This is a genomic window from Brevundimonas sp. AVps5 (assembly GCF_058681515.1).
Map to the genome: position 1 here is coordinate 190,284 of NZ_CM178740.1, position 22,598 is coordinate 212,881.

Annotated in this window: 23 protein-coding genes; 15 read left to right on the plus strand and 8 right to left on the minus strand. The window is 68.2% G+C overall.

What is annotated here, in order from left to right; genetic code table 11:
- Window positions 1-8: 8 nt before the first annotated feature.
- Window positions 9-1,073, plus strand: coding sequence for a substrate-binding domain-containing protein (locus ACW18A_RS00965; protein ID WP_492022956.1), 1,065 nt, complete (start codon window positions 9-11; stop codon window positions 1,071-1,073).
- Window positions 1,074-1,271: 198 nt separating this feature from the next.
- On the opposite strand, the gene ACW18A_RS00970 is transcribed toward ACW18A_RS00965, so the two are convergent.
- Together ACW18A_RS00970 and ACW18A_RS00975 are read right to left on the minus strand one after the other, a co-directional pair.
- Entirely contained in the window at window positions 1,272-2,357 is a 1,086-nt protein-coding gene (locus ACW18A_RS00970; protein WP_492022957.1) for a glycosyltransferase family 4 protein, read from the minus strand.
- A 73-nt stretch (window positions 2,358-2,430) separates the two neighbouring features.
- Complete coding sequence (locus ACW18A_RS00975; RefSeq protein WP_492022958.1) at window positions 2,431-2,898, minus strand: Lrp/AsnC ligand binding domain-containing protein; 468 nt, start codon at window positions 2,896-2,898, stop codon at window positions 2,431-2,433.
- A gap of 110 nt (window positions 2,899-3,008) precedes the next feature.
- On the opposite strand from ACW18A_RS00975, the gene putA reads away from it, so the two are divergent.
- Window positions 3,009-6,143: a bifunctional proline dehydrogenase/L-glutamate gamma-semialdehyde dehydrogenase PutA gene (gene putA / locus ACW18A_RS00980; protein ID WP_492022959.1), complete on the plus strand. Its 3,135-nt coding sequence runs from the start codon at window positions 3,009-3,011 to the stop codon at window positions 6,141-6,143.
- Between the two features lie 43 nt (window positions 6,144-6,186).
- Here putA and ACW18A_RS00985 read toward each other — a convergent pair whose 3' ends face one another.
- The gene (locus ACW18A_RS00985; protein WP_492022960.1) at window positions 6,187-7,104 is read right to left on the minus strand and encodes a hydroxymethylglutaryl-CoA lyase; all 918 of its coding nucleotides are present in this window, start codon (window positions 7,102-7,104) and stop codon (window positions 6,187-6,189) included.
- Window positions 7,101-8,801: an ArnT family glycosyltransferase gene (locus tag ACW18A_RS00990; RefSeq protein WP_492022961.1), complete on the minus strand. Its 1,701-nt coding sequence runs from the start codon at window positions 8,799-8,801 to the stop codon at window positions 7,101-7,103. The genes ACW18A_RS00985 and ACW18A_RS00990 overlap by 4 nt, the downstream gene beginning before the upstream one ends.
- A gap of 93 nt (window positions 8,802-8,894) precedes the next feature.
- Here ACW18A_RS00990 and ACW18A_RS00995 point away from each other — a divergent pair, with 93 nt between their 5' ends.
- A complete protein-coding gene (locus ACW18A_RS00995) occupies window positions 8,895-9,626 on the plus strand; it encodes a glycosyltransferase family 2 protein (protein WP_492022962.1) in 732 nt (243 codons plus the stop codon).
- 134 nt (window positions 9,627-9,760) lie between these two features.
- Window positions 9,761-10,186 (plus strand): hypothetical protein, encoded by a 426-nt coding sequence (locus ACW18A_RS01000; RefSeq protein WP_303696781.1) that lies wholly within the window; start codon window positions 9,761-9,763, stop codon window positions 10,184-10,186.
- Window positions 10,187-10,321: 135 nt separating this feature from the next.
- On the opposite strand, the gene ACW18A_RS01005 is transcribed toward ACW18A_RS01000, so the two are convergent.
- The 3 genes from ACW18A_RS01005 to trhA form a co-directional block, all read right to left on the minus strand.
- Complete coding sequence (locus ACW18A_RS01005; protein WP_492022963.1) at window positions 10,322-10,669, minus strand: hypothetical protein; 348 nt, start codon at window positions 10,667-10,669, stop codon at window positions 10,322-10,324.
- Entirely contained in the window at window positions 10,666-11,322 is a 657-nt protein-coding gene (gene phaR, locus ACW18A_RS01010) for a polyhydroxyalkanoate synthesis repressor PhaR (RefSeq protein WP_492022964.1), read from the minus strand. Before phaR ends, ACW18A_RS01005 begins: the two co-directional genes overlap by 4 nt.
- 77 nt (window positions 11,323-11,399) lie before the next feature.
- Window positions 11,400-12,110 carry a PAQR family membrane homeostasis protein TrhA gene (gene trhA / locus ACW18A_RS01015; protein WP_492022965.1) on the minus strand — a complete coding sequence of 237 codons (711 nt, stop codon included), beginning with the start codon at window positions 12,108-12,110 and terminating at the stop codon, window positions 11,400-11,402.
- 182 nt (window positions 12,111-12,292) lie between these two features.
- On the opposite strand from trhA, the gene ACW18A_RS01020 reads away from it, so the two are divergent.
- The 10 genes from ACW18A_RS01020 (at window position 12,293) to accD (ending at window position 20,147) form a co-directional block, all read left to right on the plus strand.
- Window positions 12,293-13,468: an acetyl-CoA C-acetyltransferase gene (locus ACW18A_RS01020; protein WP_492022966.1), complete on the plus strand. Its 1,176-nt coding sequence runs from the start codon at window positions 12,293-12,295 to the stop codon at window positions 13,466-13,468.
- A gap of 209 nt (window positions 13,469-13,677) precedes the next feature.
- Window positions 13,678-14,580: a class I SAM-dependent methyltransferase gene (locus tag ACW18A_RS01025; RefSeq protein WP_492022967.1), complete on the plus strand. Its 903-nt coding sequence runs from the start codon at window positions 13,678-13,680 to the stop codon at window positions 14,578-14,580.
- A 38-nt stretch (window positions 14,581-14,618) separates the two neighbouring features.
- Window positions 14,619-15,323: a pseudouridine synthase gene (locus ACW18A_RS01030; protein WP_492024309.1), complete on the plus strand. Its 705-nt coding sequence runs from the start codon at window positions 14,619-14,621 to the stop codon at window positions 15,321-15,323.
- A 37-nt stretch (window positions 15,324-15,360) separates the two neighbouring features.
- The gene (locus tag ACW18A_RS01035) at window positions 15,361-15,612 is read left to right on the plus strand and encodes a type II toxin-antitoxin system Phd/YefM family antitoxin (RefSeq protein ID WP_492022968.1); all 252 of its coding nucleotides are present in this window, start codon (window positions 15,361-15,363) and stop codon (window positions 15,610-15,612) included.
- Complete coding sequence (locus ACW18A_RS01040) at window positions 15,612-16,025, plus strand: type II toxin-antitoxin system VapC family toxin (RefSeq protein WP_492022969.1); 414 nt, start codon at window positions 15,612-15,614, stop codon at window positions 16,023-16,025. Before ACW18A_RS01035 ends, ACW18A_RS01040 begins: the two co-directional genes overlap by 1 nt.
- Entirely contained in the window at window positions 16,022-16,654 is a 633-nt protein-coding gene (locus tag ACW18A_RS01045; protein WP_492022970.1) for a phosphoribosylanthranilate isomerase, read from the plus strand. Before ACW18A_RS01040 ends, ACW18A_RS01045 begins: the two co-directional genes overlap by 4 nt.
- An 80-nt stretch (window positions 16,655-16,734) precedes the next feature.
- Entirely contained in the window at window positions 16,735-17,919 is a 1,185-nt protein-coding gene (gene trpB / locus ACW18A_RS01050; protein ID WP_492024310.1) for a tryptophan synthase subunit beta, read from the plus strand.
- A 2-nt stretch (window positions 17,920-17,921) separates the two neighbouring features.
- Window positions 17,922-18,386: a hypothetical protein gene (locus ACW18A_RS01055; RefSeq protein ID WP_492022971.1), complete on the plus strand. Its 465-nt coding sequence runs from the start codon at window positions 17,922-17,924 to the stop codon at window positions 18,384-18,386.
- Window positions 18,383-19,246, plus strand: a complete 864-nt coding sequence (trpA, locus tag ACW18A_RS01060; protein WP_492022972.1) for a tryptophan synthase subunit alpha — start codon at window positions 18,383-18,385, stop codon at window positions 19,244-19,246. The genes ACW18A_RS01055 and trpA overlap by 4 nt, the downstream gene beginning before the upstream one ends.
- Window position 19,247: 1 nt before the next feature.
- Complete coding sequence (gene accD / locus ACW18A_RS01065) at window positions 19,248-20,147, plus strand: acetyl-CoA carboxylase, carboxyltransferase subunit beta (RefSeq protein WP_492022973.1); 900 nt, start codon at window positions 19,248-19,250, stop codon at window positions 20,145-20,147.
- A gap of 3 nt (window positions 20,148-20,150) precedes the next feature.
- On the opposite strand, the gene ACW18A_RS01070 is transcribed toward accD, so the two are convergent.
- A complete protein-coding gene (locus tag ACW18A_RS01070; protein ID WP_492022974.1) occupies window positions 20,151-21,110 on the minus strand; it encodes a hypothetical protein in 960 nt (319 codons plus the stop codon).
- 109 nt (window positions 21,111-21,219) lie between these two features.
- Here ACW18A_RS01070 and ACW18A_RS01075 point away from each other — a divergent pair, with 109 nt between their 5' ends.
- Entirely contained in the window at window positions 21,220-22,497 is a 1,278-nt protein-coding gene (locus tag ACW18A_RS01075) for a bifunctional folylpolyglutamate synthase/dihydrofolate synthase (protein WP_492022975.1), read from the plus strand.
- Window positions 22,498-22,598: the final 101 nt, after the last annotated feature.

Sequence of the window (22,598 nt, forward strand, 5' to 3'; positions counted from 1 at the left end):
ACCACCTGATGTCGTCCAACCTGCCCCGCCGGCTGTTCGTCGCCGGAACCACCGTCATGGCCCTGACTGTCGCCGCCTGCGGTGAGGGCGGCGGACAGCGCAATGGCATCTGGGCGGCCGGGTCCTCGACCGTCTTCCCGTTCGCGACCCGGGTGGCCGAGAATTTCGGACGCAACAATCCCGAGGGCGCCCCGCCGCGTGTCGAGGCCCTGGGCACCGGCGGCGGCATCCAGGCCTTCTGTCAGGGCGTCGGACCCTCGACCCCGGACATCGCCAACGCTTCGCGGCAGATGAAGCAGTCCGAATTCGACAAATGCGCCGAAAACGGCGTCACCGAGATCGTCGAGCTGAAGATCGGTTATGACGGCATCGTCGTCGCCACGGCGCGCAACGGCAACAGCTTCAACTTCCAGCTCAATGACCTGTACGAAGGTCTGGCCAAGGAAGTGCCCGGTCCGAACGGGACCTTTGTGCTGAATCCCGCCCGGACCTGGGCCGATATCAATCCGGCCCTGCCGACCCAGCGGATCCAGGTCTATGGCCCGCCGCCGACCTCGGGCACGCGCGACGCCTTCCTGGAGCTGGGCATGACCCCGGGTGCCAGGCTGATCCCGGCCGTCGCTGCGGTCGAGGACCAGGACAAGGACCGGTTCGAGGCCCTGGCCCATACGGTGCGCGAGGACGGCACCTGGGTCGACTCGGGCGAGAATGACAACGCCATCCTGCAGACCCTGACCCGGACGCCGGGTTCGCTGGGCGTGTTCGGCTTCTCGTTCCTGGAGCAGAACCTCGACACCGTGAAGGCCGAGACCATCGACGGCATCGCGCCCAGCCCCCGGACCATCGCCGACGGCACCTATCCGCTGGCTCGCAGCCTCTTCATCTATGTGAAGAAGGCCCATATCGGCGTGACGCCGGGCCTGCAGGAATTCCTGATCGAGTTCACCTCCGAGGCGGCTGTGGGTCAGGGCGGCTATCTGCAGGACCGCGGTCTGGTGCCCCTGCCGGAGGCCGAACTGGTGCAGCAGCGCGCCATCGCCACGGCGCTGACGCCCATGGCGCGGCCCGAGTAGTCTAACTCGCGGGACTCCGGGCAACGGAGTCCAGATAGTCCATAGAGTCCCAGGCGGCGTTCCGTCCGCGACGATGTCAAAGACCGGCCCACAGGATACCACGGCCCGGAACCGTGGTGGGTATAGAGCCCTGGCGGCGTGGAATAGTCTTTGAAAACCGTCGTGTGCGCGATCGCACGATGATGGGTCAGCGGGCGATCAGGCCGCGGCGCGACGCCGGACGCGGGCGATGCGACGAAGGCGGCGCCAGAAGCGTCCGCGCTCCGGCTCCGGATAGGGCTCCAGATTCTGGACGAACTGCTCGGCCGAGGCGCGCCAGCTGAATTTTTCGGCATAGGCGCGGGTGGCGGCGCGGTCGCACTTGAGCGCCTCGAGACAGGCGGTGCGCAGATCCTCGTCGATCGCGCCGGCGTTGGAGCCGGGGACGAGGTCGATGGGGCCGTGGGCCGGATAGGCGGCGACCGGCGTACCGGTGGCCATGGCCTCCAGGATCACCAGGCCGAAGGTGTCGGTCCAGCTGGGGAAGACGAAGACGTCGGCGTCGCGGAAACAGCGCGCCAGCTCCTCTCCGAAGCGGGCGCCGAGGAATTTCGCCTCGGGATATTTGGCTTCGAGCTCGGCGCGGGCGGGCCCGTCGCCGACGACGATCCTGGTGCCCGGCAGGTCCGTCTCAAGGAAGGCCTCGATATTCTTCTCGACCGCCACGCGGCCGACGTTCAGCCAGTAGGGGCGGGGCCACTCCTTGCCGCCGAGCTCATCGAAGATGCGCTCCAGATCGGGGCGGAACTGGTCGGTGTCGACGCCGCGCGTCCAGGGCGAGATGTTCTTGAAGCCGTGGTCCTCCAGCTCCTTCTTCAGCGTCGGGGTGGCGACCATCAGCCGGCCCGACGGCTTGTGGAACCATTTCATATAGGCGTAGCCGACCTGGACCGGGACCGGGAAGCGTGCCGAAATATATTCAGGGAATTTCGTGTGATAGCTGGTCGTGAAGGGCAGTTTCCACTCGACGCAGATGCGGCGGGTGGCAATGCCGATGGGGCCTTCGGTGGCGATGTGGACGGCGTCCGGCTCGATCGCGCGCAGGCGCTCGCGGATCTCCTCCTCGGCGCCCAGGGCCAGCCTGATCTCGGGATAGGTCGGTGCCGCGATGGTGCGGAACTGGCTGGGCTCGATGACCTCGACCTCATGACCCATGGCCCGGCATTCGGCCACGGTGCGGGTCAGGGTGCGGACGACGCCGTTGACCTGGGGCTCCCAGGCGTCAGTGGCCAGAACGATGCGCATGTGGGCCGAACGGCTCCGCCTTCTTGTCAGGCAGGCAGCTTTAGCGGGTCACGTCGACGAAGGCGAGACAGTCCTACAAGGGGAGAGCCGTCGTGGACTTCACCTCTTCGAGAACGGCATAGGTTCGTGTTTCGCGCACGCCGGGCATGCGGGTCAGGACATCGCCGAGGAAGGCGCGATAGGCGTCCATGTCGCCGACCCGGGCCTTCAGCAGATAGTCGAAGCCGCCCGCCACCATATGGCATTCCAGAACCTCGGGCTGACGGCGGACCATCCCGGCGAAGGCTTCGAACTGATCGCCGGTGGTCCGGTCCAGCAGCACCTCCACGAAGATCATGAGGCCGCGCCCGACCTTGGCGGGGTCGATCAAGGCCGCGTAACCCGTGATGACCCGTCGATCCCGCAGGCGCCGCACCCGCTCGAAACAGGCGGCGGGCGACAGATTGCACCGTCGGGCCAGTTCCGCGTTGGAGACACGTCCGTCCTCCTGGAGCACATTCAGGATACGGCGATCGACGGCGTCCAGATTTTCAACGGCCATGGGGCATAAATTCCGAAGGATCGTCGTCTGAAGCGTCGATCATACGATGCACATTCGGGTGCGTCCGACATATAGGCAAGTTCATACAGGACAGGATGCACGCTGACGCCATGACGACCCTCACCGCTTCGCCCGTCCCTTCGTGGCTGACCCAGGACTGGGACACGCTGGATCACGGCAAGTTCGCCGATGAACCCTCGACCGTCCGGGCCCTGCTGGCCGCCTCGCCGCTGGACGCCGGGGCGCGTCAGGCCGTGGTGGACGAGGCCGTCCGCCTGGTCGAACACGCCCGCAAGAGCCAGAAGAAACAGGGGGTGGTTGAAAGCTTCCTGCAGGAATTCTCGCTCGGTACCCGCGAGGGTCTGGCCCTGATGTGTCTGGCCGAGGCCCTGCTGCGCACGCCGGACGCGGACACGCGCGACCGTCTGATCGCCGAGAAGATCGGTTCGGCCGACTGGGCGTCGCACCTCGGCCAGTCCGACAGTCTGTTCGTCAACGCCTCGACCTGGGGGCTTATGCTGACGGGCAAGCTGGTCGACGCCGACGAACAGGCCAAGACCGATCTGCCGGGTTTCCTGACCCGGGTCGCGGGGCGTCTGGGGGAACCCGTCATTCGTCAGGCTGTGGCCGCGGCCGTCCGCATCATGGGCGAGCAGTTCGTGGTCGGCCGGACCATCGAGGCGGCGCTGAAGCGGTCGAACCGCGAGGGCTGGCTGTGCAGCTTCGACATGCTGGGCGAGGGCGCCCGCACCGCTGCCGACGCCGAGCGGTATGAAAAGATCTATGCCGATGCGATCACGGCCGTCGGCAAGACCGCGAAGGGTCAGGGACCCGAGGTCGGGCACGGCGTCTCGGTCAAGCTGTCGGCCCTGTCGCCCCGCTATGAGGCCACGCATGAAGGCCGGGTCTGGGACGAGCTCTATCCGCGCATCAAGCGGCTGGCCCTGATCGCGGCCAGGGCCGACATCAACTTCACCATGGACGCAGAAGAGGCGGACCGGCTGGCCCTGTCGCTGAAGCTGCTGGACCGGCTGGCGAACGAGCCGGAACTGGGCGACTGGACGGGGCTGGGCCTCGCCGTGCAGGCCTATCAGAAGCGCGGACCGGAGGCGATCGCACGGATCGCCGAGCTGGCGCGGACGTCGAAGCGCCGGCTGATGGTGCGTCTGGTCAAGGGCGCCTACTGGGACACCGAGATCAAGCGGGCCCAGGTCATGGGGCGAACCGACTATCCGGTGTTCACGACCAAGGCGGCGACGGACCTGAACTATCTGGTCTGTGCACAGGCGATGATCGACGCGGCGCCGAATCTTTACGCCCAGTTCGCCACCCACAATGCCCACTCCCTGGCGGCCGTGCACGACATGGCCAGGGAGGCCGGGGTCAAGATCGAGTTCCAGCGCCTGCACGGGATGGGCGAGGCCCTGTATGACGCCGCCGCCGAGACCTTCGGGCCGATGACGGTGCGCGCCTATGCCCCCGTCGGCGGGCATGAGGACCTGCTGCCCTATCTGGTCCGCCGCCTGCTGGAGAACGGGGCCAACTCGTCCTTCGTCCACGCCCTGCTGGACGAGCGGGTGCCCGCCTCCGCCGTCGCCGCCGACCCCATCGCCTCGGTCGAGGCCCACCCTGACCGCCACGCCAAGATCCCCACACCCAAGGACATGTATATGGACCGCCAGAACTCGCTCGGCCGCGACTATTCGCAGAAGGCCGACCGCGAGCGTCACGCAGCCGCCCTGCAGAAGGTCGATGCGGAAAAGCTGACCTCAGGCCCCATCGTCAGCGGCAGGCTGATGGCCGGGACGAACGCCCAGAACGTGACCAACCCCTATGACCGCTCGCAGGTGCTGGGCCATGTGTCCGAGGCCTCGTCGCAGGACATCGACAATGCGGCCCATGCGGCGGCTAAGGCCCAGATCGCCTGGGACAGGTCGGGCGGCTCCCGCCGGGCACCGGTGCTGCGGGCCATGGCCGATGCGCTGGAAGCCGACATGGACCGTCTGGTGGCCTTGCTGTCGCGGGAAGCGGGCAAGACGCTGAACGACGGCGTGGCCGAGGTGCGCGAGGCCGCCGACTTCTGCCGCTACTACGCCATGCTGGCCGAGAAGGATTTCGGCGGGCCGCAGATCCTGAACGGGCCGGTCGGCGAGACCAACCGGCTGGTCCTGCACGGACGCGGCGTGTTCGCCTGTATCAGCCCGTGGAACTTCCCGCTGGCCATCTTCACCGGCCAGATCGCGGCGGCGCTGGCGGCCGGCAATGCCGTTCTGGCCAAGCCGGCGGAACAGACGCCCCTGATCGCGGCCGAGGCGGTGCGCCTGTTCCATAAGGCGGGGCTGAACCCCGACCTGCTGGCGCTTGTCCCCGGTCGCGGGGAGACGGTCGGTGCGGCCCTCGTGTCGCATCCGGGCGTCGACGGCGTCGCCTTCACCGGCGGCACGGATACGGCGGCGGCGATCAACCGCTCCATCGCCGCGCGACCCGGCCCAATCCTGCCCTTCATCGCCGAGACGGGCGGGCTGAACGGCATGTTCGTGGACACGACGGCCCTGCGCGAACAGGTCATCGACGACGTGATCTCGTCGGCCTTTGGATCGGCCGGCCAGCGGTGTTCGGCGCTGCGGGTGCTGTATGCGCCCCGGGATTCAGCCGACAGCCTGATCGAAGGCCTCAAGGGCGCCCTGGCGGCCCAGGTCCTGGGCGATCCGTCCGATCCGGCTTCGGACATCGGTCCGGTGATCGATTCGGAGAGCCGGACGGCGCTTGAGGCTCATGTCGAACGGCTGGGCAGGGACGCGAAGATCATCGCGCGCGCCATGATGCCGGACGGGTCCGAGCGCGGCGACCTGTTCGCCCCGACCATCGCCGAGATTCCGACCCCGGACTATCTGGAACGCGAGGTCTTCGGTCCGATCCTGCACGTCTATCGTTACGACCCGGCCGACCTGGAGTCGGTGGCAAACAAGCTGGCGGCGCGCGGCTATGGCCTGACGCTGGGGGTGCACAGCCGGATCGAGGCCTTCGCCGCGGAGGTCATCGAACTGGTCCCGGCGGGGAATGTCTATATCAACCGGGGCGTCACCGGTGCGGTGGTCGGGGTCCAGCCGTTCGGCGGCGAGGGTCTGTCTGGCACCGGTCCCAAGGCCGGCGGGCCCAACAGTCTGATCCGCTATGCGTCGGAGAAGGCCATCTCGAACAACATTTCGGCCCAGGGCGGAGACCCGGCGCTGTTGAATCTCTAGTCTCGTCGCCTCCCCGTCGCGCAGCGATGGGGAGGCGGACCGGCTATTTGGGCCACCCGCCCGCGCGGCTCAGAGCGCTCGGCGCCGGGCGGCCGATCTTCTCGCCGATCCAGCGGGCGGTCCCGATCAGGGCGTCGAGGTCGTAGCCGGTCGCATAGCCGGCCCGCTCCAGCATGTAGACGAGGTCCTCGGTGGCGACGTTGCCGGTGGCTCCTGGCGCGAAGGGGCAGCCGCCGATCCCGCCGACGGAGGCGTCCAGCACATCGACGCCCGCCTCGACGCCGGCAAAGGCGTTGGCGACGCCGGTGTTGCGGGTGTCGTGGAAATGCAGGCGCAGGACCGCGTCGGGGGCGACAGCCTTTACGGCCTCGACCTTTTTCGTGACGCTCCACGGATCGCCGACGCCGATGGTGTCGGCCAGGCCGATCTCGGCGACGCCCATGGCCGCGAGCTCGCCCACCAGATCCGTGACCTGGTCGACGGAGACCTCACCGTCGAACGGGCAGCCCCAGGCGCAGCTGAGCACGGCCGAAAGTCTGGGAACCGGGGTTTCGGCCCCTGCGGAATTGCGTCGTCCAGCCAGGATGTCGGCCAGCATGGCGACCTGATCCCGAACAGCCAGCCCCTGATTCCTGATCCCGAAGCCGTCGGTGACCGACAGGGAGACGTTGACCTCGTCCACTCCGGTTCCGAGCGCGCGGTCATAGCCCTTGCCGTTGAGGACAAGACCGATACGGCTGCGGCCCTGAGCCGGGGGCAGGGCGGCCATGACGTCTTCGGCGCCGGCCATCTGGGGCACCAGTTTCGGATGGACGAAACTGACCGCCTCGATGCGACGGGCACCGGCGGCCTCGAGGCGCAGGACGAGGTCGGCGCGGGTCGCCGGGTCGAGAATGGCCTTTTCGTTCTGCAGGCCGTCGCGGGGGCCGACCTCGACGATCTGGATCGGGCGGGGGCTCAACGGCGCGGCTCCGGCACCTCGACGACCCGGGCGTCCGGCGGGGCGTAGACGGTCAGGCGCACGTCGTCGCCGCTGGAATAGTTGTGGCCGGTGACAACCCCGACCGCGCGACCGGGGACGCCGGTCTGGGCCGTCGCCTGACGGAAGGCCTGGTCGTCGCCGGCCTCGACAATGGCGGGACGGCCTTCGACGAGGGCGCGGGCGGCACCGGCGGCGTCGGTCAGTTCGGTGTCGCGGCCGGTGACGAAGACGACGCTGGGCTCATGGAAGGTGGTGATGGCGACGGGGCCGGGGGTCAGGCCCTGACGCGGCGACAGGCCGTTGAGTTCCAGCATCTTCTCCAGCCGGGGCGCGATCGACAGGGGGCGCAGCTGGCGGAGGGTTCCGGCCAGGGCCGCGTGGGCGAAGACGCCGAAGCCGAGGGCGATCAGGACGCCGGTGACGGCGGCACGGTTCAGCAGGAGGAAACTTCCGATCAGGGCGGCCATGGCCGCGCAGACCACGGTGATCGTGGCCCAGGTCTGGGCCGTCGAGGTGCCGAAGGCGGTCAGGCCGTAGACGGTGATGCCGCTGATCACCACCGCAGCGAAGACAGAGAGGCCGGCACCGGTCCAGCGCGAGATCTTGCCGATCGGCTGGGTCAGGGCCGCAGCCATGAGGAGGGCGAGCGCGCCGAAGGTGGGCAGGGTGTAGTGGGCCAGTTTGGTCGGGGCGATCTCGAAGATCAGCCAGCAGGGAACCAGCCAGCAGACGAGGAAGCGGATTGCCGGCTCGGCGCGACGGTTCCAGCCCGTCGACAGGGCGGCCGGCAGCATCAGGGTGGCAGGGAAGAGGAGCAAGGGCGCGATGACGGCGTACATTCCGATGAAGCCGCCATGGCTTTCGGCCGCGCCGGTGACCTTGGAGCCCAGGTCATGGCCGATGGCCTCGCGCCAGAAGCCGCCGTCGGTGGCAATGGTGACGGCAATGGCCCAGGGGCCCACGATCAGCACGAGCAGCGGCAGGCCCCAGCCCCAGCCGAGGCGCTTCAGCCAGGCCCATTGACGGTCCCAAAGGCACAGCATCAGGACGGCCGGAATGACCACCAGCAGGCCGATCGGGCCCTTGACCAGGATAGCCAGGCCCAGACCGCCCCAGATCATCAGCTTCCACAGCCGTTGGGTCGGGTCGCCCTTGACCAGGGGGGCGACACGGGAGGCCATGTAGAGCCGCGCGAGACCGGCCATGGCGAGGGTCACGGACCCGCAGAGCATGGCGTCGGTCTTGGCGATCCCCGCCTCGGACGACAGCAGGAAGGTGGCGCCGAGCATGGCACCGGCGAGGAAGCCCGCCCTGGCGCCGAACAGGGCGGATCCGGCCCAGGCCGCGGCCCAGGCGGCGAGCATGGCCCCGAGCAGGGACGGAATCCGGTAGGGGGCGATGTCGCGGTTCTCGACCTTCGACGTCAGGCCCACGGCCACGGCCTGCATCCAGTAGATGCCGATCGGCTTCTTCCAGCGCGGATCGTCCTGGAAGCGGATGTCGACATAGTCGCCGGTCTCCAGCATCTGCGACGTCGCCTGGGCGTAGCGGCTTTCGTCGCGGTCCAGTGGCGGCAGGAGCAGCAGGCTGGGCAGCCCTGCGATCAGGGCGACGAGCGCCGCCAGAAGGGGGCCGCGCCAGCCGGCGATGTGGCGATCCAGGTTCGGGCGCGTCATGAGACGGTTCCTAACACGGGGATTGGTCGAGCGTCAGCGGCTCAAGAGCGCCCACCGTGGCGCGGAGAGCGGTTTTGCGTCTAGAGAGCGAGGATGCAAAGCGCCGAACACCCTTCGATCTCCATCGTCGTGCCGGTCCACAACGAGTCCGGCGCGGCCGGGCCGCTGGCGCGCGAGATCGCTGCGGCCTTCGGCGGACGGACCCACGAGATCATCTTCGTCGACGACGCCAGCCGGGATACGACCCTGGCCGAGCTGAAGGCCCTGATGGCCGAACTGCCGACGCTGCGGGTCCTCGCCCACACGACCAACGCGGGTCAGAGCCGGGCCGTCAGGACAGGCGTGCTCGCGGCGCGCGGTGCGATCGTGGTGACCCTGGACGGCGACGGCCAGAACCCGCCGGAGGACGCGCCCAGACTGGCCGATGCTCTCATCGCCGCCCCGCCGCAGGTCGCCCTGGTCGGCGGCGTGCGTCAGAAACGGCAGGATTCCGAGGCCAAGCTGTGGGCCTCGCGCTGGGCCAACCGGATCCGCAGGCGGTTGCTGGGCGACGACGCCGACGACACGGGGTGCGGGCTGAAGGCCTTCCGCCGCGACGTCTTCCTGCGGCTCCCCTATTTCGATCACGTGCATCGCTACCTGCCGGCGCTGGTGATCCGCGAGGGCTACGAGAATCGCTATCTGCCGATCGGACACCGTCACCGGGAGACGGGCCAGTCGAAATACACGAACTGGGGGCGGCTCAAGAACTCGTTCTCGGACCTGCTGGGCGTCATGTGGCTGAAGACCCGGTCGCGCCGGCCGGGAGCCATCAGCGAGTTCTAGCGCTTCGCGCTCCAGCAGTGAGGCTCCGCGAGCCGAGCGGTAGCGCCCCAAAGAGGCGACAGCCGTAGCCGTATGGAGCGAACGGGAGTATTCGTCGTTAACAAGCTGCGCCGTTCCAAAGCGAGAGACAGACCATGCTGATCGCCCTGCCCCTGCTGGTCATTCCGGTGATCCTGTACAACATCGTGGTGCTGTCCGGACTGGGTGGTGGCGGTCTGGCGGCGGCGGACGAGGCGTTGCGCCAGTCGCTGTTTTCGATCCCGATGGCCTCAGGCGCGAGCTGGAATGTCGGCATCGGCGACCTGATCCTGTTCCTGTCGCTGATCCTTCTGTTCTTCGAACTGCTGAAGTCGACGTCGAGCCAGAAGGTGGCGATCGTCAATCACGCCCTGTCGATGATCCTGTTCGTCATCTGCCTGGTCGAGTTCCTGCTGGTGCGCGGGTTCGCGACCTCGACCTTCTTCCTGATCGTGACGATGGTCATGCTGGACGTGCTCGCCGGGTTCATCGTGACCATCATCTCGGCCCGCAAGGACCTGGATTTCGGCGCCGGAGCCTAGGCTCCCGGCCCTAGATCAGGGCGGCGAAGATCAGCGAGACGACGATCACGTCGAAGGTCTTTGCGGCGAAGGCGAGGGTCATGGCGGCGTCCGAAGGCGAGAGTTCGCCCCGGTCGCTGCAAGCCTCGGGCCAGCTCAGAGTTCGGTCTTTTTGATCAGTCCGGCCGGCGGGCGGCGGTCCTTTTCGCCCGAGTATTCGGCCCCGAGATAGCTGGCGCGGGCCGCATCCATCACTGGCGGGCCGCCCTTCAGGCCTTTGCGCTGGCCGGTCTGGCCCATCATCTGGGCGGCGAAGGCGGCGGCCGGATCGGCAGGGGTGGTCGACACGGCAGGGCTTGCCGGGTCGGGGATTTCATCGACGACCTTGCCGACCGGCACCAGTTCGCGGCTTGCGGAGCCGGCGCGGCGTTCGGCCTCGCGCCGTTGGGCCGCGCGACGGTCGCGGGCCTCGACCGGTCCGACGGGGCGGACGCCGTCGGTCACGGCTTGCCGGAGCCTTGTGCAGAACCCGCGATACGGTCGATCTGGGCGCGCATTTCGTCCATCTGGCGGCGCATCTCGTCGATGGCCGGGTCCGCCGCCGGTTGCGCGGCGGCCCCCGGGGCCGAAGCCTCGCCGTCCGTGCGGCCATAGGCGAAGGCCGGGAACATCTTCATGGCGTTCTGGAACATGGCCATGTTCTGCTTGGCCGCCGCTTCCAGGAGGCCGCCGCCCATCAGGCCTGTCGCCGGATTCGAGCCCATGACCTTGGTCATCTGGTCGCGGAACTGCTCCTGCTGGCGGGAGAAATTCTCGAGCGACATTTCCAGATAGGAGGGCAGGACGCCTTCCATCTGGCCGCCGTAAAAGCCGATCAGCTGGCGCAGGAACTGGACCGGCAGCAGGGCCTGACCCCGGCTCTCTTCCTCGAAGATGATCTGGGTCAGGATCTGACGGGTCAGCTCCTCGTTGGTCTTGGCGTCGAAGACGACGAAATCGACGCCTTCGCGGACCATCTTGGCCAGGTCCTCCAGCGTGACGTAGGTCGAGGTGGAGGTGTTGTAGAGCCTGCGGTTGGCGTATTTCTTGATGACCACCGGCTCGCCGTTTCGGGCGCTGTCCCTGGTCTTTCCGCCCTGTGTAGTACTGTCGGCCACTGCAGTGTCCTTGTTGCTATGCGGCCGTTATCCCGCACTGCGAAGCCACGCGCCAGTAGGCATGTGACTGATCTGTGTCAGGTGAGGTTGGGAGCCAACACCACCCCGACCAGAACCGCCGCCCAGTGAACGCCCGCGCCCGCCACCACGAACCCGTGCCATATGGCCCTGCGGTATTTCAGCCTGGGCGAGATGAAGAAGAAGACCCCCGCCGTGTAGATCAGCCCGCCGAGCACCAGCAGGCCGAGCGCGACCGGGTGGACGGTGTCCATCATCGGCTTCAGCGCGACGACCGCCAGCCAGCCGAACAGGGCATAGACCCCGCTCCAGAAGGCGTCGGAGATACGCGGCGCGACCAGTTTGGCCGCCACGCCCGCGAAGGCGATCGTCCAGATCACCAGGGTAAAGCCGATGGCCCACCCGCCTTCAAACCGCTGGGTCGTGAAAGGGGTGTAGGAGCCCGCGATCATCAGGAAGATGGCCGCCTCGTCCAGCCGACGCAGGACGGGGCGCGCCGCGCAGGGGCGGGTCAGGTTGTAGATGGTCGAACAGGTCAGCATGGCGATCAGGCACAGGGCGTAGACCGCTGTGGCGAACACCGCGCCGAAGCCGGCATAGAAGGCCGACAGGATCGCCAGGACGATGCCGCCGACGGCGGCCAGTGTCAGGCCGACGACGTGGACGACCAGATCGGCGATGTGTTCGGACGGCGACTGGTAGTGCTCTTCCAGATCAATCTGATCGGGAGTGCATATCCGTCGGACGTGGCGCTTCAGCGTGTTCAGCATGGTCCCACCAAACTCGGCAATTCTGCCTGTCGTTCCGTGGATAGTGGGGCGACGTGGTGACTTTCAGCTGAACGGGACGAGCGGACGTGACGAAACCGCACGGATGCGGCAGAAACACCACGCAAAGTTTCCAGCGGCCTAACGGAGCGCTCCTCCGGAAAGGCCCGATAAAGGATAGTCCCATGACCGACGTCGTCATCGTCTCCGCCGCCCGCACCCCGGTCGGGTCGTTCCTGGGCGCACTGTCCAGCCTGCCCGCGTCCAAACTGGGTGAGATCGCCATCAAGGCGGCGCTGGAGCGGGCGGGCGTGGCACCGGCCGACGTCGACGAAGTGATCCTGGGCCATGTGCTGCAGGCTGCGACGGGGCAGGGCCCGGCGCGTCAGGCCGCGATGGGGGCGGGCATCCCGAAAGAGACCCCGGCCTGGAGCCTGAACCAGATCTGCGGCTCGGGCCTTCGCGCGGTCGCGCTCGGCTACCAGCAGATCGCCCTGGGCGACGCGAAGGTGATCGTCGCCGGCGGTCAGGAGAGCATGAGCCAGGCACCGCACGCCCAGCATCTGAGGACCGGCCACAAGATGGGTGACATCGCCCTCACCGACACCATGATCAAGGACGGCCTGTGGGACGCCTTCAACGGCTATCACATGGGCCAGACGGCCGAGAATATTGCCGAGAAATTCCAGATCAGCCGCGCCGCCCAGGACGAATTCGCACTGGCCAGCCAGCACAAGGCGGAAGCCGCCCAGAGCGCGGGACATTTCGACGAAGAGATCGTCCCGGTCGTGATCCCGGGCCGCAAGGGCGACGTCACCGTCGACAAGGACGAATACATCCGTCACGGCGCGACGCTGGAATCGATGGAAAAGCTGAAGCCCGCCTTCAGCAAGGAGGGGTCGGTGACGGCGGCCAACGCGTCCGGCCTCAACGACGGCGCCGCGGCCCTGGTCCTGATGTCGGCCGATGAGGCGAAGGCGCGCGGGCTGGAGCCGCTGGCGACGATCCGGTCGTGGGCCTCGGCGGGCGTGGATCCGGCGATCATGGGCACCGGCCCGATCCCGGCGTCGAGAAAGGCCCTGGAAAAGGCCGGCTGGACCGTCGCCGATCTGGACCGGGTCGAGTCGAACGAGGCCTTCGCCGCCCAGAGCCTGTGCGTGCTGAAGGAACTGGGCCTCGATCCGGCCAGGGTGAACGTCAACGGCGGCGCCATCGCCATCGGCCACCCGATCGGGGCGTCCGGCGCGCGCATCCTGACGACCCTGTTGCACGAGCTGAAGCGTTCAGGCGGCAAGAAGGGTCTGGCGACTCTCTGCATCGGCGGCGGCATGGGCGTGGCCATGTGCGTGGAGCGGGTTTGAGTGCGACGGTGATTTCCCTCTCCCGGGGGGAGAGGGCTTGAGCGTCCAAGAGCGAAGCGATTGGCGACGCGAAAGGGTGAGGGGTTCGGTCGCTAACCGGTGAGGGCATGACCCCTCACCCTTTCGGCTGAAGACGCATCGCTGACGCTCTGCGAGCCTCAAACCCTCTCCCTCTGGGAGAGGGAGGTTATTGGCGCTATGGACCCGCGATGACGACTTCCATCCTCTATGGCCGCCCCCCCTTGGTGTTCGATCCGCCGGGCGCGGCGACCCAGACCTCTCCGCAGATCGTCGGTTCGACTGCGATGGAGAGCCTCGCTGACGGCTCGGTCGAGACGGCCATGGTCTATGCGCCGCCAGGCGTGCTGGAGCGGCGCTATACGCTGGCGCAGACGCTGCGGGCGCTGAAGGTCGGCGGGCGGCTGGACGTCATGGCGGCCAAGGACAAGGGCGGCTCGAGGCTGAAGAAGGAGCTGGAGGCGTTCGGGCTGGAGGTCGGTGAAACGGCCAAGGCGCACCATCGGCGTTGTGTCGTGATCAAGGCCGGTGAGGAGACCGGGCTGGACGCGGCGATCGCGGCGGGCGCGATGCAGCGGGTCGAGGGGCTGGAAGCGTGGTCGCAGCCGGGCGTCTTCGCCTGGGACCGGATTGACGCGGGGTCGGCGCAGCTGGCTGCCTCGATGCCGGCGCTGAAGGGCGCGGGGGTCGACCTGGGCTGCGGCTACGGCGCGCTGGCGACGGTGGTTCTGAGGTCGCCGGCGGTGACCTCGTTGCGGCTGATCGATCTGGACCGGCGGGCGGTCGAGGCCGCCAGGAGGAATGTCGAGGACCCGCGGGCATCGTTCGAATGGGCCGATGTGCGGACGCTGGACGCTGCAGGCGATCTGGACTTCATCGTCTCCAACCCGCCCTTCCATGACGGCGGGGCCGAGGACCGGCGGCTGGGCCAGGCCTTTATCCGCAAGGCCGCCGAGATGCTGAAGAAGGGCGGGACCCTGTGGCTCGTCGCCAACCGGCACCTGCCCTATGAGTCCGAGCTGAAAGAGGCCTTCAAACGGGTCACGCCGATCTCTGACGGCGGTGGATACAAGCTGTTCGAGGCGGTGAAGTGAAGACACCCACGGCCCGGGTCGACAAGCTTCTCGGCTCAATGGGCTATGGCTCGCGGTCCGAGATCGCGCGGCTGGGCAAGGTCGGGGGGATCGTGCTGGACGGCGTCGATCTGACCGATGTGTCGAAGCGGATCGCGGTGACGCCGGACCTGCCCGGGCGCATGCAGATCGACGGACGGCCGCTGGACCCGCCGGCGGGGCTGGTGCTGATCCTTAACAAGCCGCTGGGCATGACCTGTTCGCACAAGGAGGACGGGGCCCTGGTCTATGACGTCCTGCCGGAGCGGTGGCGTCGGCGGGACCCGGCGATCTCGACCATCGGGCGGCTGGACAAGGAAACCACCGGCCTGCTGCTGCTGACCGACGACGGCGACCTGCTGCATCGGGTGATTTCGCCCAAACGCCATGTGGCCAAGGTCTATCGCGCGACCCTGGCCCGACCGCTGGCGGGGACGGAGGCGGCGCTGTTCGAGGCCGGCGGTCTGGTGCTGGAGGGCGAGGACAAGCCGCTGGCGCCCGCGTCTCTGGAGGTCATTTCGCCGACGCCCGATGGACGCGCGGTGGCGCGGCTGTCGGTGACCGAGGGCCGCTATCACATGGTGCGCCGGATGTTCGCTGCCGTGGGCAACCACGTCGAGGCCCTGCACCGCGAACGGATGGGGCGGCTGGAGTTGCCGGAGGACCTGGCACCGGGCGAATGGCGGGCGGCGACGCAGGCCGAGATCGACAGCCTGTTCGCCTGACCTCGACAATGGCCATCTAGATGGCTATCTTCCGGGCATGAGCGAATATTCGATCGCCACCGCCAAAGACCAGCTGCCGCGTCTGATCGATCGGATGCTGGATGGCGAGCCCGTCGTGATCACGCGCCGTGGTCGCCCGGTGGCGCGGGTAGTGCCGATCGAGCCGACTCGGAATCCGCAGCCGAAGATCGATCTGGAATGGCTGCGTAGCGTTCGGGCGGCGGCCTCGACTGGCGTCGAACCGACCGTAGATGTCGTCAGGGCCATGCGGGACGACTATCGCTACTGATGGTTCTTCTGGATACCAGCGTCATCGTCGCCGCCTTCACGCCGGACATCCATTCCGAGATCGCAGAACTCTGGCTGGACGCACCCGAGCACTTTCTGGTGAGCGACTGGGCGGCGGCCGAATTCAGCGCTGCGATCCGTAACAAGGTGCGACGGGGTATCGTCAGGGAAGAGACTCTCGGCGATCTAGAGGCGGCGTTCGATGCCTGGACTGAAAGATTGGGCGGTCGCCAGCAGCTGCTTTCGCAGGACGTGCCACAGGCGAGAGCGATGATTGCGCGACGACCTCTTTTGCGAGCGCCTGACGCAATGCACATCGTGATCGCCGCCCGTCTGTCTGCGAGGCTCGCGACGTTCGACGATGCGCAGGCGGCCGCCGCCGCTTTGGAAGCCGTGCCGGGATTCGTTCCATGACCGGTGTGAAGATCTGCGGCCTGACGACGCCCGAGACGCTGGACGTCGCGCTCGACCACGGGGCGGCATTCGTGGGGGCGGTGATGTTCGCCCGTAGCCCCCGCAACATCGCGCCGGAGGATGCGCGGCCGCTGTTCGAGCGGGCGCGCGGCCGGGCCGGGATCGTCGCGGTGACGGTCGATGCCGACGACGATCTGCTGAGCCGGATCGGGGCGCATCTGAGACCGGACTTCGTGCAGTTGCATGGGCGCGAGACGGTCGCGCGGGCGCATCAGGTGCGGACCCTGACCGGGGCGGGGATCATCAAGGTGCTGTCGGTCTCGACGGCCGAGGACCTTGAAGCGGCGGCGGACTGGGAGGCTCACGTCGAGCATCTGATGTTCGATGCGAAGCCGCCGGAGGGGTCGGTCCTGCCCGGAGGGGTGGGGGCCTCATTCGACTGGTCCATGCTGGCCGGGCGGACGTTCCGGAAGCCGTGGTTCCTCGCCGGGGGGCTCACGCCCGGGAATGCGGCAGAGGCTGCGGCGATCAGCAGCGCACCCTTGCTCGACGTGTCCTCTGGTGTCGAAAGCGCCCCGGGTGTTAAGGACGCGGCCCGGATCGCGGCCTTCGTGAAGGCCGTAGTCTGAACCCTCCGCCCGGCCGTATTTCGGGCGCACGCCTGCGTGAAAGCTGATCCGTGAACGCCATCATCCCCAACGAATATGCCATGCCCGACGCGGAGGGTCGTTTCGGCCCCTATGGCGGACGGTTCGTGGCCGAGACCCTGATGCCGCTCGTTCTGGAGCTGAACCAGGCCTATGAGGCCTGCAAGGCCGATCCGACCTACCAGGCCGAGCTGGACGATTTCCTGACCCACTATGTGGGCCGGCCCAGCCCGCTCTATTTCGCCGAGCGGCTAACGGCGCATCACGGCGGGGCCGACATCTGGTTCAAACGCGACGAGCTGAACCACACGGGGGCGCACAAGATCAACAACTGCATGGGCCAGATCCTGCTGGCCATGCGGATGGGCAAGAAGCGGATCATCGCCGAGACCGGCGCCGGCCAGCACGGGGTGGCGACGGCGACCGTCTGCGCCCGCTTCGGCCTGCAGTGCGTCGTCTATATGGGCGCGACTGACGTGGAGCGTCAGTCGCCGAACGTGTTCCGCATGAAGCTGTTGGGCGCCGAGGTGGTGCCTGTGACCTCGGGGCGCGGCACGCTGAAAGACGCGATGAACGAGGCGATGCGCGACTGGGTCACCAATGTCGCGGACACCTATTATCTGATCGGCACGGCAGCGGGGCCGCATCCCTATCCGGCCATGGTGCGGGACTTCCAGTCTGTGATCGGCAAGGAAACCCGCATCCAGATGCAGGACCGCAGGGGAAAACTGCCCGACGCGGTGGTCGCGGCGATCGGCGGTGGATCGAACGCCATCGGCCTGTTCCACCCCTTCATCGCGGACGCCGGCGTGCGGATGATCGGGGTCGAGGCGGCCGGGCGCGGGCTGGACGGCCCCGACCATGCGGCCTCGATCCAGGGCGGACGGCCCGGCGTGCTGCACGGCAACCGTACCTATCTGCTGCAGGACGCCGACGGCCAGATCGTGGAAGGCCATTCGATCTCGGCGGGTCTCGACTATCCGGGCATCGGGCCGGAGCACGCCTGGCTGAACGACATCGGCCGGGCCGAGTACCGGACGGCGACCGACGTCGAGGCTCTGGAGGCGTTCCAGCTCTGCTCCAGGCTCGAAGGCATCATCCCGGCGCTGGAGCCCAGCCATGCCCTGGCGCGTATCGGCGAGATCGCCAACGAGGTCGGCAAGAGCGGCGACGTGGTGCTGAACATGTGCGGGCGGGGCGACAAGGATATCTTCGCGGTGGCGAAGCATCTGGGCGTGGAGTTGTGACGATGAGATCGATGATGATGATGGCGGCTGCGCTGGGTCCCGTGCTGGCGATGACGCCGGTCGCGGCGATGGCCCAGACTGCGACCGGGGCGACCGGCGTGGGTCAGCCGATCGAGGTGCCGCTGCTGCTCGGTGCGGTGGCCGATGCGACTTGCGGCAACCTGTATGACCTGGCCGGCAAGGCCTTCTGCGTCACGGCCCCCCTGGCCTCCATCGGCGGGATCGCCGAAGCCTACATCGCCCATTTCGAGGGCGAGGGCTGGATCGCGGCGGGCGGCGACGACAACCGCGTGGTCTTCATCAAGCGCCGCGAGGGTGGCGGCTGCGACGGTATGCAGCTTCAGGCCTTCTACGATCCCAACCGACCAGCCGGCCCGGAAGTGTCTGGCTATATCGGCATGGCGACCATCCCCGGCGACGTCTGCGCCGCCGCGCCCGCCGCGCCCGTGACGCCGCCGGTTCAATGACGACGGCGCGCATCGACGCCCGGTTCGCGGCGCTGAAGGCCGAGGGACGGGCCGGGTTCGTGGCCTATGTCATGGCCGGCGATCCCACGCGCGATCAGGCGCTGGAGATTCTGCGCGGCCTGCCCGCCGCCGGGGCCGACATCATCGAACTGGGTTTCCCGTTCTCGGACCCGATGGCCGAGGGGCCGCCGATCCAGCGGGCGGCGCTGCGTGGTCTGAAGGCCGGGCTGACGCTGAAGGGAACGCTCGATCTCGCCGCCGCCTTCCGTGAGGGCGATGCCGACACGCCCCTGATCCTGATGGGCTATCTCAATCCGATCGAGAGCTATGGCTACGAGGCCTTTGCGCGCGATGCGGCGGCATCGGGGGTGGACGGCTGTATCGTCGTCGACTGCCCGCCGGAAGAGGCCGACCCGCTGACCGACGCACTCGATGCGGCGTCCCTGTCGCTGATCCGTCTGGCCACCCCGACCTCGGACGACGCCCGTCTGGAGGTCATCGCGCGGCGGACCTCGGGCTTCGTTTACTATGTCTCGGTCGCGGGCGTGACGGGGGTGAAGGAGGCGCAATCCGCCTCGGTCGCCCCGGCGGTCGAGCGGGTGCGCAAGGCCTCCGGCCTGCCGGTTGCGGTCGGGTTCGGGGTCAAGACGCCGGAACGGGCCGCCGAGATCGCGCGGGTCGCCGACGCCGTCGTCGCCGGCTCAGTCCTCGTCGACGAGGTCGCGGCGGCGCTGGACGCGAACGAGCCGGCGGCGGACCGGGTTCTGGCCAAGGTGAAGGCACTCGCCGATGCCGTACGCGGTGCGCGCGTGAAGGAAAGCGTCCTCGGGTCAGGCCCGAGGATGACGACGAGGGTATAGAATGGCCGACAAGACCCCTCCCAAACCTCCCCAGGAAAAGCGCGGCGGCTGGCTCAGCCGGTTCGCGCCGGGCGTTCGCAAGATCGTCAGCCGGCGCGAGACGCCGGACAATCTGTGGGTCAAGGACCCGGACTCGGGCGAGATGCTCTACCGCTCCGACCTGGAGGCCGCCCTGTGGGTGACGCCGTCCGGCCGGCACATGCGCATCAATGCGACCCAGCGGTTGGGTTACACCTTCGACGACGGAGAATACGAAGCGATCTCTTCGCCCGACGTGGTCGAGGACCCGCTGAAATTCTCGGACGGCAAACCCTACCGCGAGCGTCTCATCGCAGCGCGTAAGGCGACCGGATCGAAGGACGCGATGTCCATCGGCTTCGGCGACATCTGCGGGACGCCTGCCGTGGCCGTTGTCCAGGACTTCGCCTTCATGGGCGGCTCGCTGGGGATGGCCGCAGGCGAGGGCTTCATCGCCGCCGCCCGGGCCGCGATCGAACGCAACGTTCCGCTGGTCTGCTTCACCGCCGCCGGCGGGGCGCGGATGCAGGAGGGCGCGCTGAGCCTGATGCAGATGGCCCGCACCACCCTCGCGGTGCAGGAACTGAAGGAGGCCCAGTTGCCCTACGTCGTGGTCCTGACCGATCCGACGACGGGCGGGGTGACGGCCAGCTATGCGATGCTGGGCGACATCCACCTGGCAGAGCCGGGCGCGTTGATCGGTTTCGCCGGGCCGCGCGTCATCGAGACGACCATCCGCGAGAAGCTGCCGCCCGGGTTCCAGCGATCCGAATATCTGCAGGAAAAAGGCATGGTCGACCGCGTCGTCGCCCGCGCCGACCTGCCGGAGACGCTCGGCAAGCTGCTGTCGATGCTGATGGGCGGTCGGCGTCAGGCGGCCTGAGGTCTATTCGCGGCGGGCTTCGGCGACGCGGTCGCGGGTCATGAGATTGACGACCTCGGCGGCCTGGGACGAGGGGGCGCGGAAGCCGTCGCGGGCATTGTAGAGGGCGCGTAGGTAGGATCGGTCCCAGTGGGTCATCCCCTCTCCGGCGCCACTGTCGAACAGGTTGAGCACGGTGTCGAAACCGGCGGTGTCGGCCTCCGGGTCTATCTGGGCCAGGCTGACGAAGGCCAGGTAATCGCCGAGCCGAACCGCATCCATCTCGCCGAGCTCGTCCACATCGACGATGACGATGGTCTTGTAGAGGGCGTCCGAGACGATCGAGCGCAGGCGCGAGGCCGAGGGGGTCTGGATGATCGGCGCGCCGAGCGGGCAATCGTCCGTCTGACAGCCGAGGGCACGGGCGACGTCTCGCGGCAAGGAGCGGCTGGGGTTCTCGCCCGGGATGCGGACGGCGCGTTCGCCGGTTTCGGAGTTGACGGGAATGCTCATCGGCCACCAGCGGACGGGGGCGTCTGACGACTGGAACTCACGCAGGGCGGCGGGTCCCCGGTTCAGCCCGCCGACGCCGACGTAGAAGAGCGACCGATCCATCTCGACCATGGCGTTGGCCAGGCCGGAACCGTCGGTGGTGAAGATGAAGACGAGATTGGGGTCGCAGCCCGGCTCGCCGATCTCGAGGTCGATGTCCTGTGCGGCGAGGGCGATGCGATCGAGGATCGGCTGGGCCGCCTCCCGGTCCAGATTCACCGTGCCGGGGCAGATCGGCATCTCCCAGCGGGCGAGACCCCGATACCGGGGCGGGGCGGCGATCTGAGTGACGAAGGCGCGGACCCGTTCCGGCGTGGGAACGCCGGTGATCTGGACATCGGGAACGCGGGTCGCCTGAGTCTGCTGGCGCAGGGTCAGGTCCGGCGCGGCCGTCAGCAGCATCACGGCGGAGGCGAGGGCGGCGATCGGCATTGGAAAGCTCTCCTTGTTCAACCGGAGGCTATCTGAAGGAACGCTGATCGCCTAGGGGGGGTGAAGTCACCGCATTTTCTCGGCTCATCCGGGGGCGTATGGACGGGAGATGGATCCTGTCTCCGAACGCCTGCGCGCCCGACACCCCCAGAAGATCGACCTGTCGCTGGACCGGATGCGGACCCTGTGCGCCGTGCTCGGCAATCCCCAGGATCGGCTGCCACCCGTGATCCACGTGGCCGGCACCAACGGCAAGGGCTCGACCATCGCCTTCATCCGCGCGATGGCGGAGGCGGCGGGGCTGAAGGTCCACGTCTACACCTCGCCGCATCTGGTGCGGTTCAACGAGCGGATCCGGCTGGCGGGGGAGCTGATTTCCGACGAACGCCTGTCGGCGATCCTCGACCGGATCGAGGCGGTGCGGGGCGTCCAGACCACGGTGTTCGAGAGCACCACGGCCGCCGCCTTCGTGGCCATGGCCGAGACGCCGGCGGACCTCTGCATCGTCGAGGTCGGTCTGGGCGGTAGGCTGGACGCGACCAATGTCATCGCGCGGCCGCTGTTGAGCGTGATCACGCCGGTGGACCTGGACCACGCGGAATTTCTGGGGACCCGGATCGAGGGGATCGCCGGGGAGAAGGCGGGCATCCTGAAAGCCGGAGCGCGCGGGCTCGTCGCGCGCCAGTCGGAGGCGGCGATGGCGGTGATCGAGGCGCGGGCGGCGGCCGCCCAGGCACCGCTGACGGTCATGGGCGTGGACTTCGACGCCTGGGACGAGCGCGGCGGCATGGTGTTCCAGGATCAGGCGCAGTTTTTCGACCTGCCGGCACCGGGTCTGAAGGGGCCGCACCAGGTGGCCAATGCCGGACTGGCGGTGGCGGTGGCGCTCGAGCTGGACCTGCCGGCGGACGCTATCGCCCGGGGCGTTGCCGAGGCGCGGTGGCCTGCGCGCATGCAGCGGGTGTCGGCCGGTCCCTATGGCGAAATGGCGCGGGCGGCGGACGCGGAACTGTGGCTGGACGGGGGGCATAATCCGCACGCCGGGAGGGCGCTGGCCGAGGCCCTGGCGGAGCGCCAGAGGAAGGCGCCGCAGCCGCTGGCCCTGGTCGTCGGCATGCTGGCCAACAAGGACCACGGCGGTTTCTTCGAGGCCCTGAAGGACACGGGTGCCCACGTCTTCACCGTCGGCTTCGAGGGGACGGCGGCGGATCCGGCGGCTCTGGCGGCGGTCGCGCGCGGGCATGGGCTGGGCGCGCAGAGTTCGGCCTCGGCCGAGGCGGCGTTGAGCCGGGCGCTGCGGCTCGGCGCCGGGCGGGTGGTGATCTGCGGCTCGTTGTATCTGGCCGGTGAGGTGTTGGGGGCGAGTGAAGTGACCTGGCCGGTGTGAGGACCCTTCTCCCCTTGCGGGAGAAGGTGGCAGCCGAAGGCTGACGGATGAGGGGTCGCACCGGCGGCTGGAGTGAGTGGATCGAGCGCTGACCGTCGACG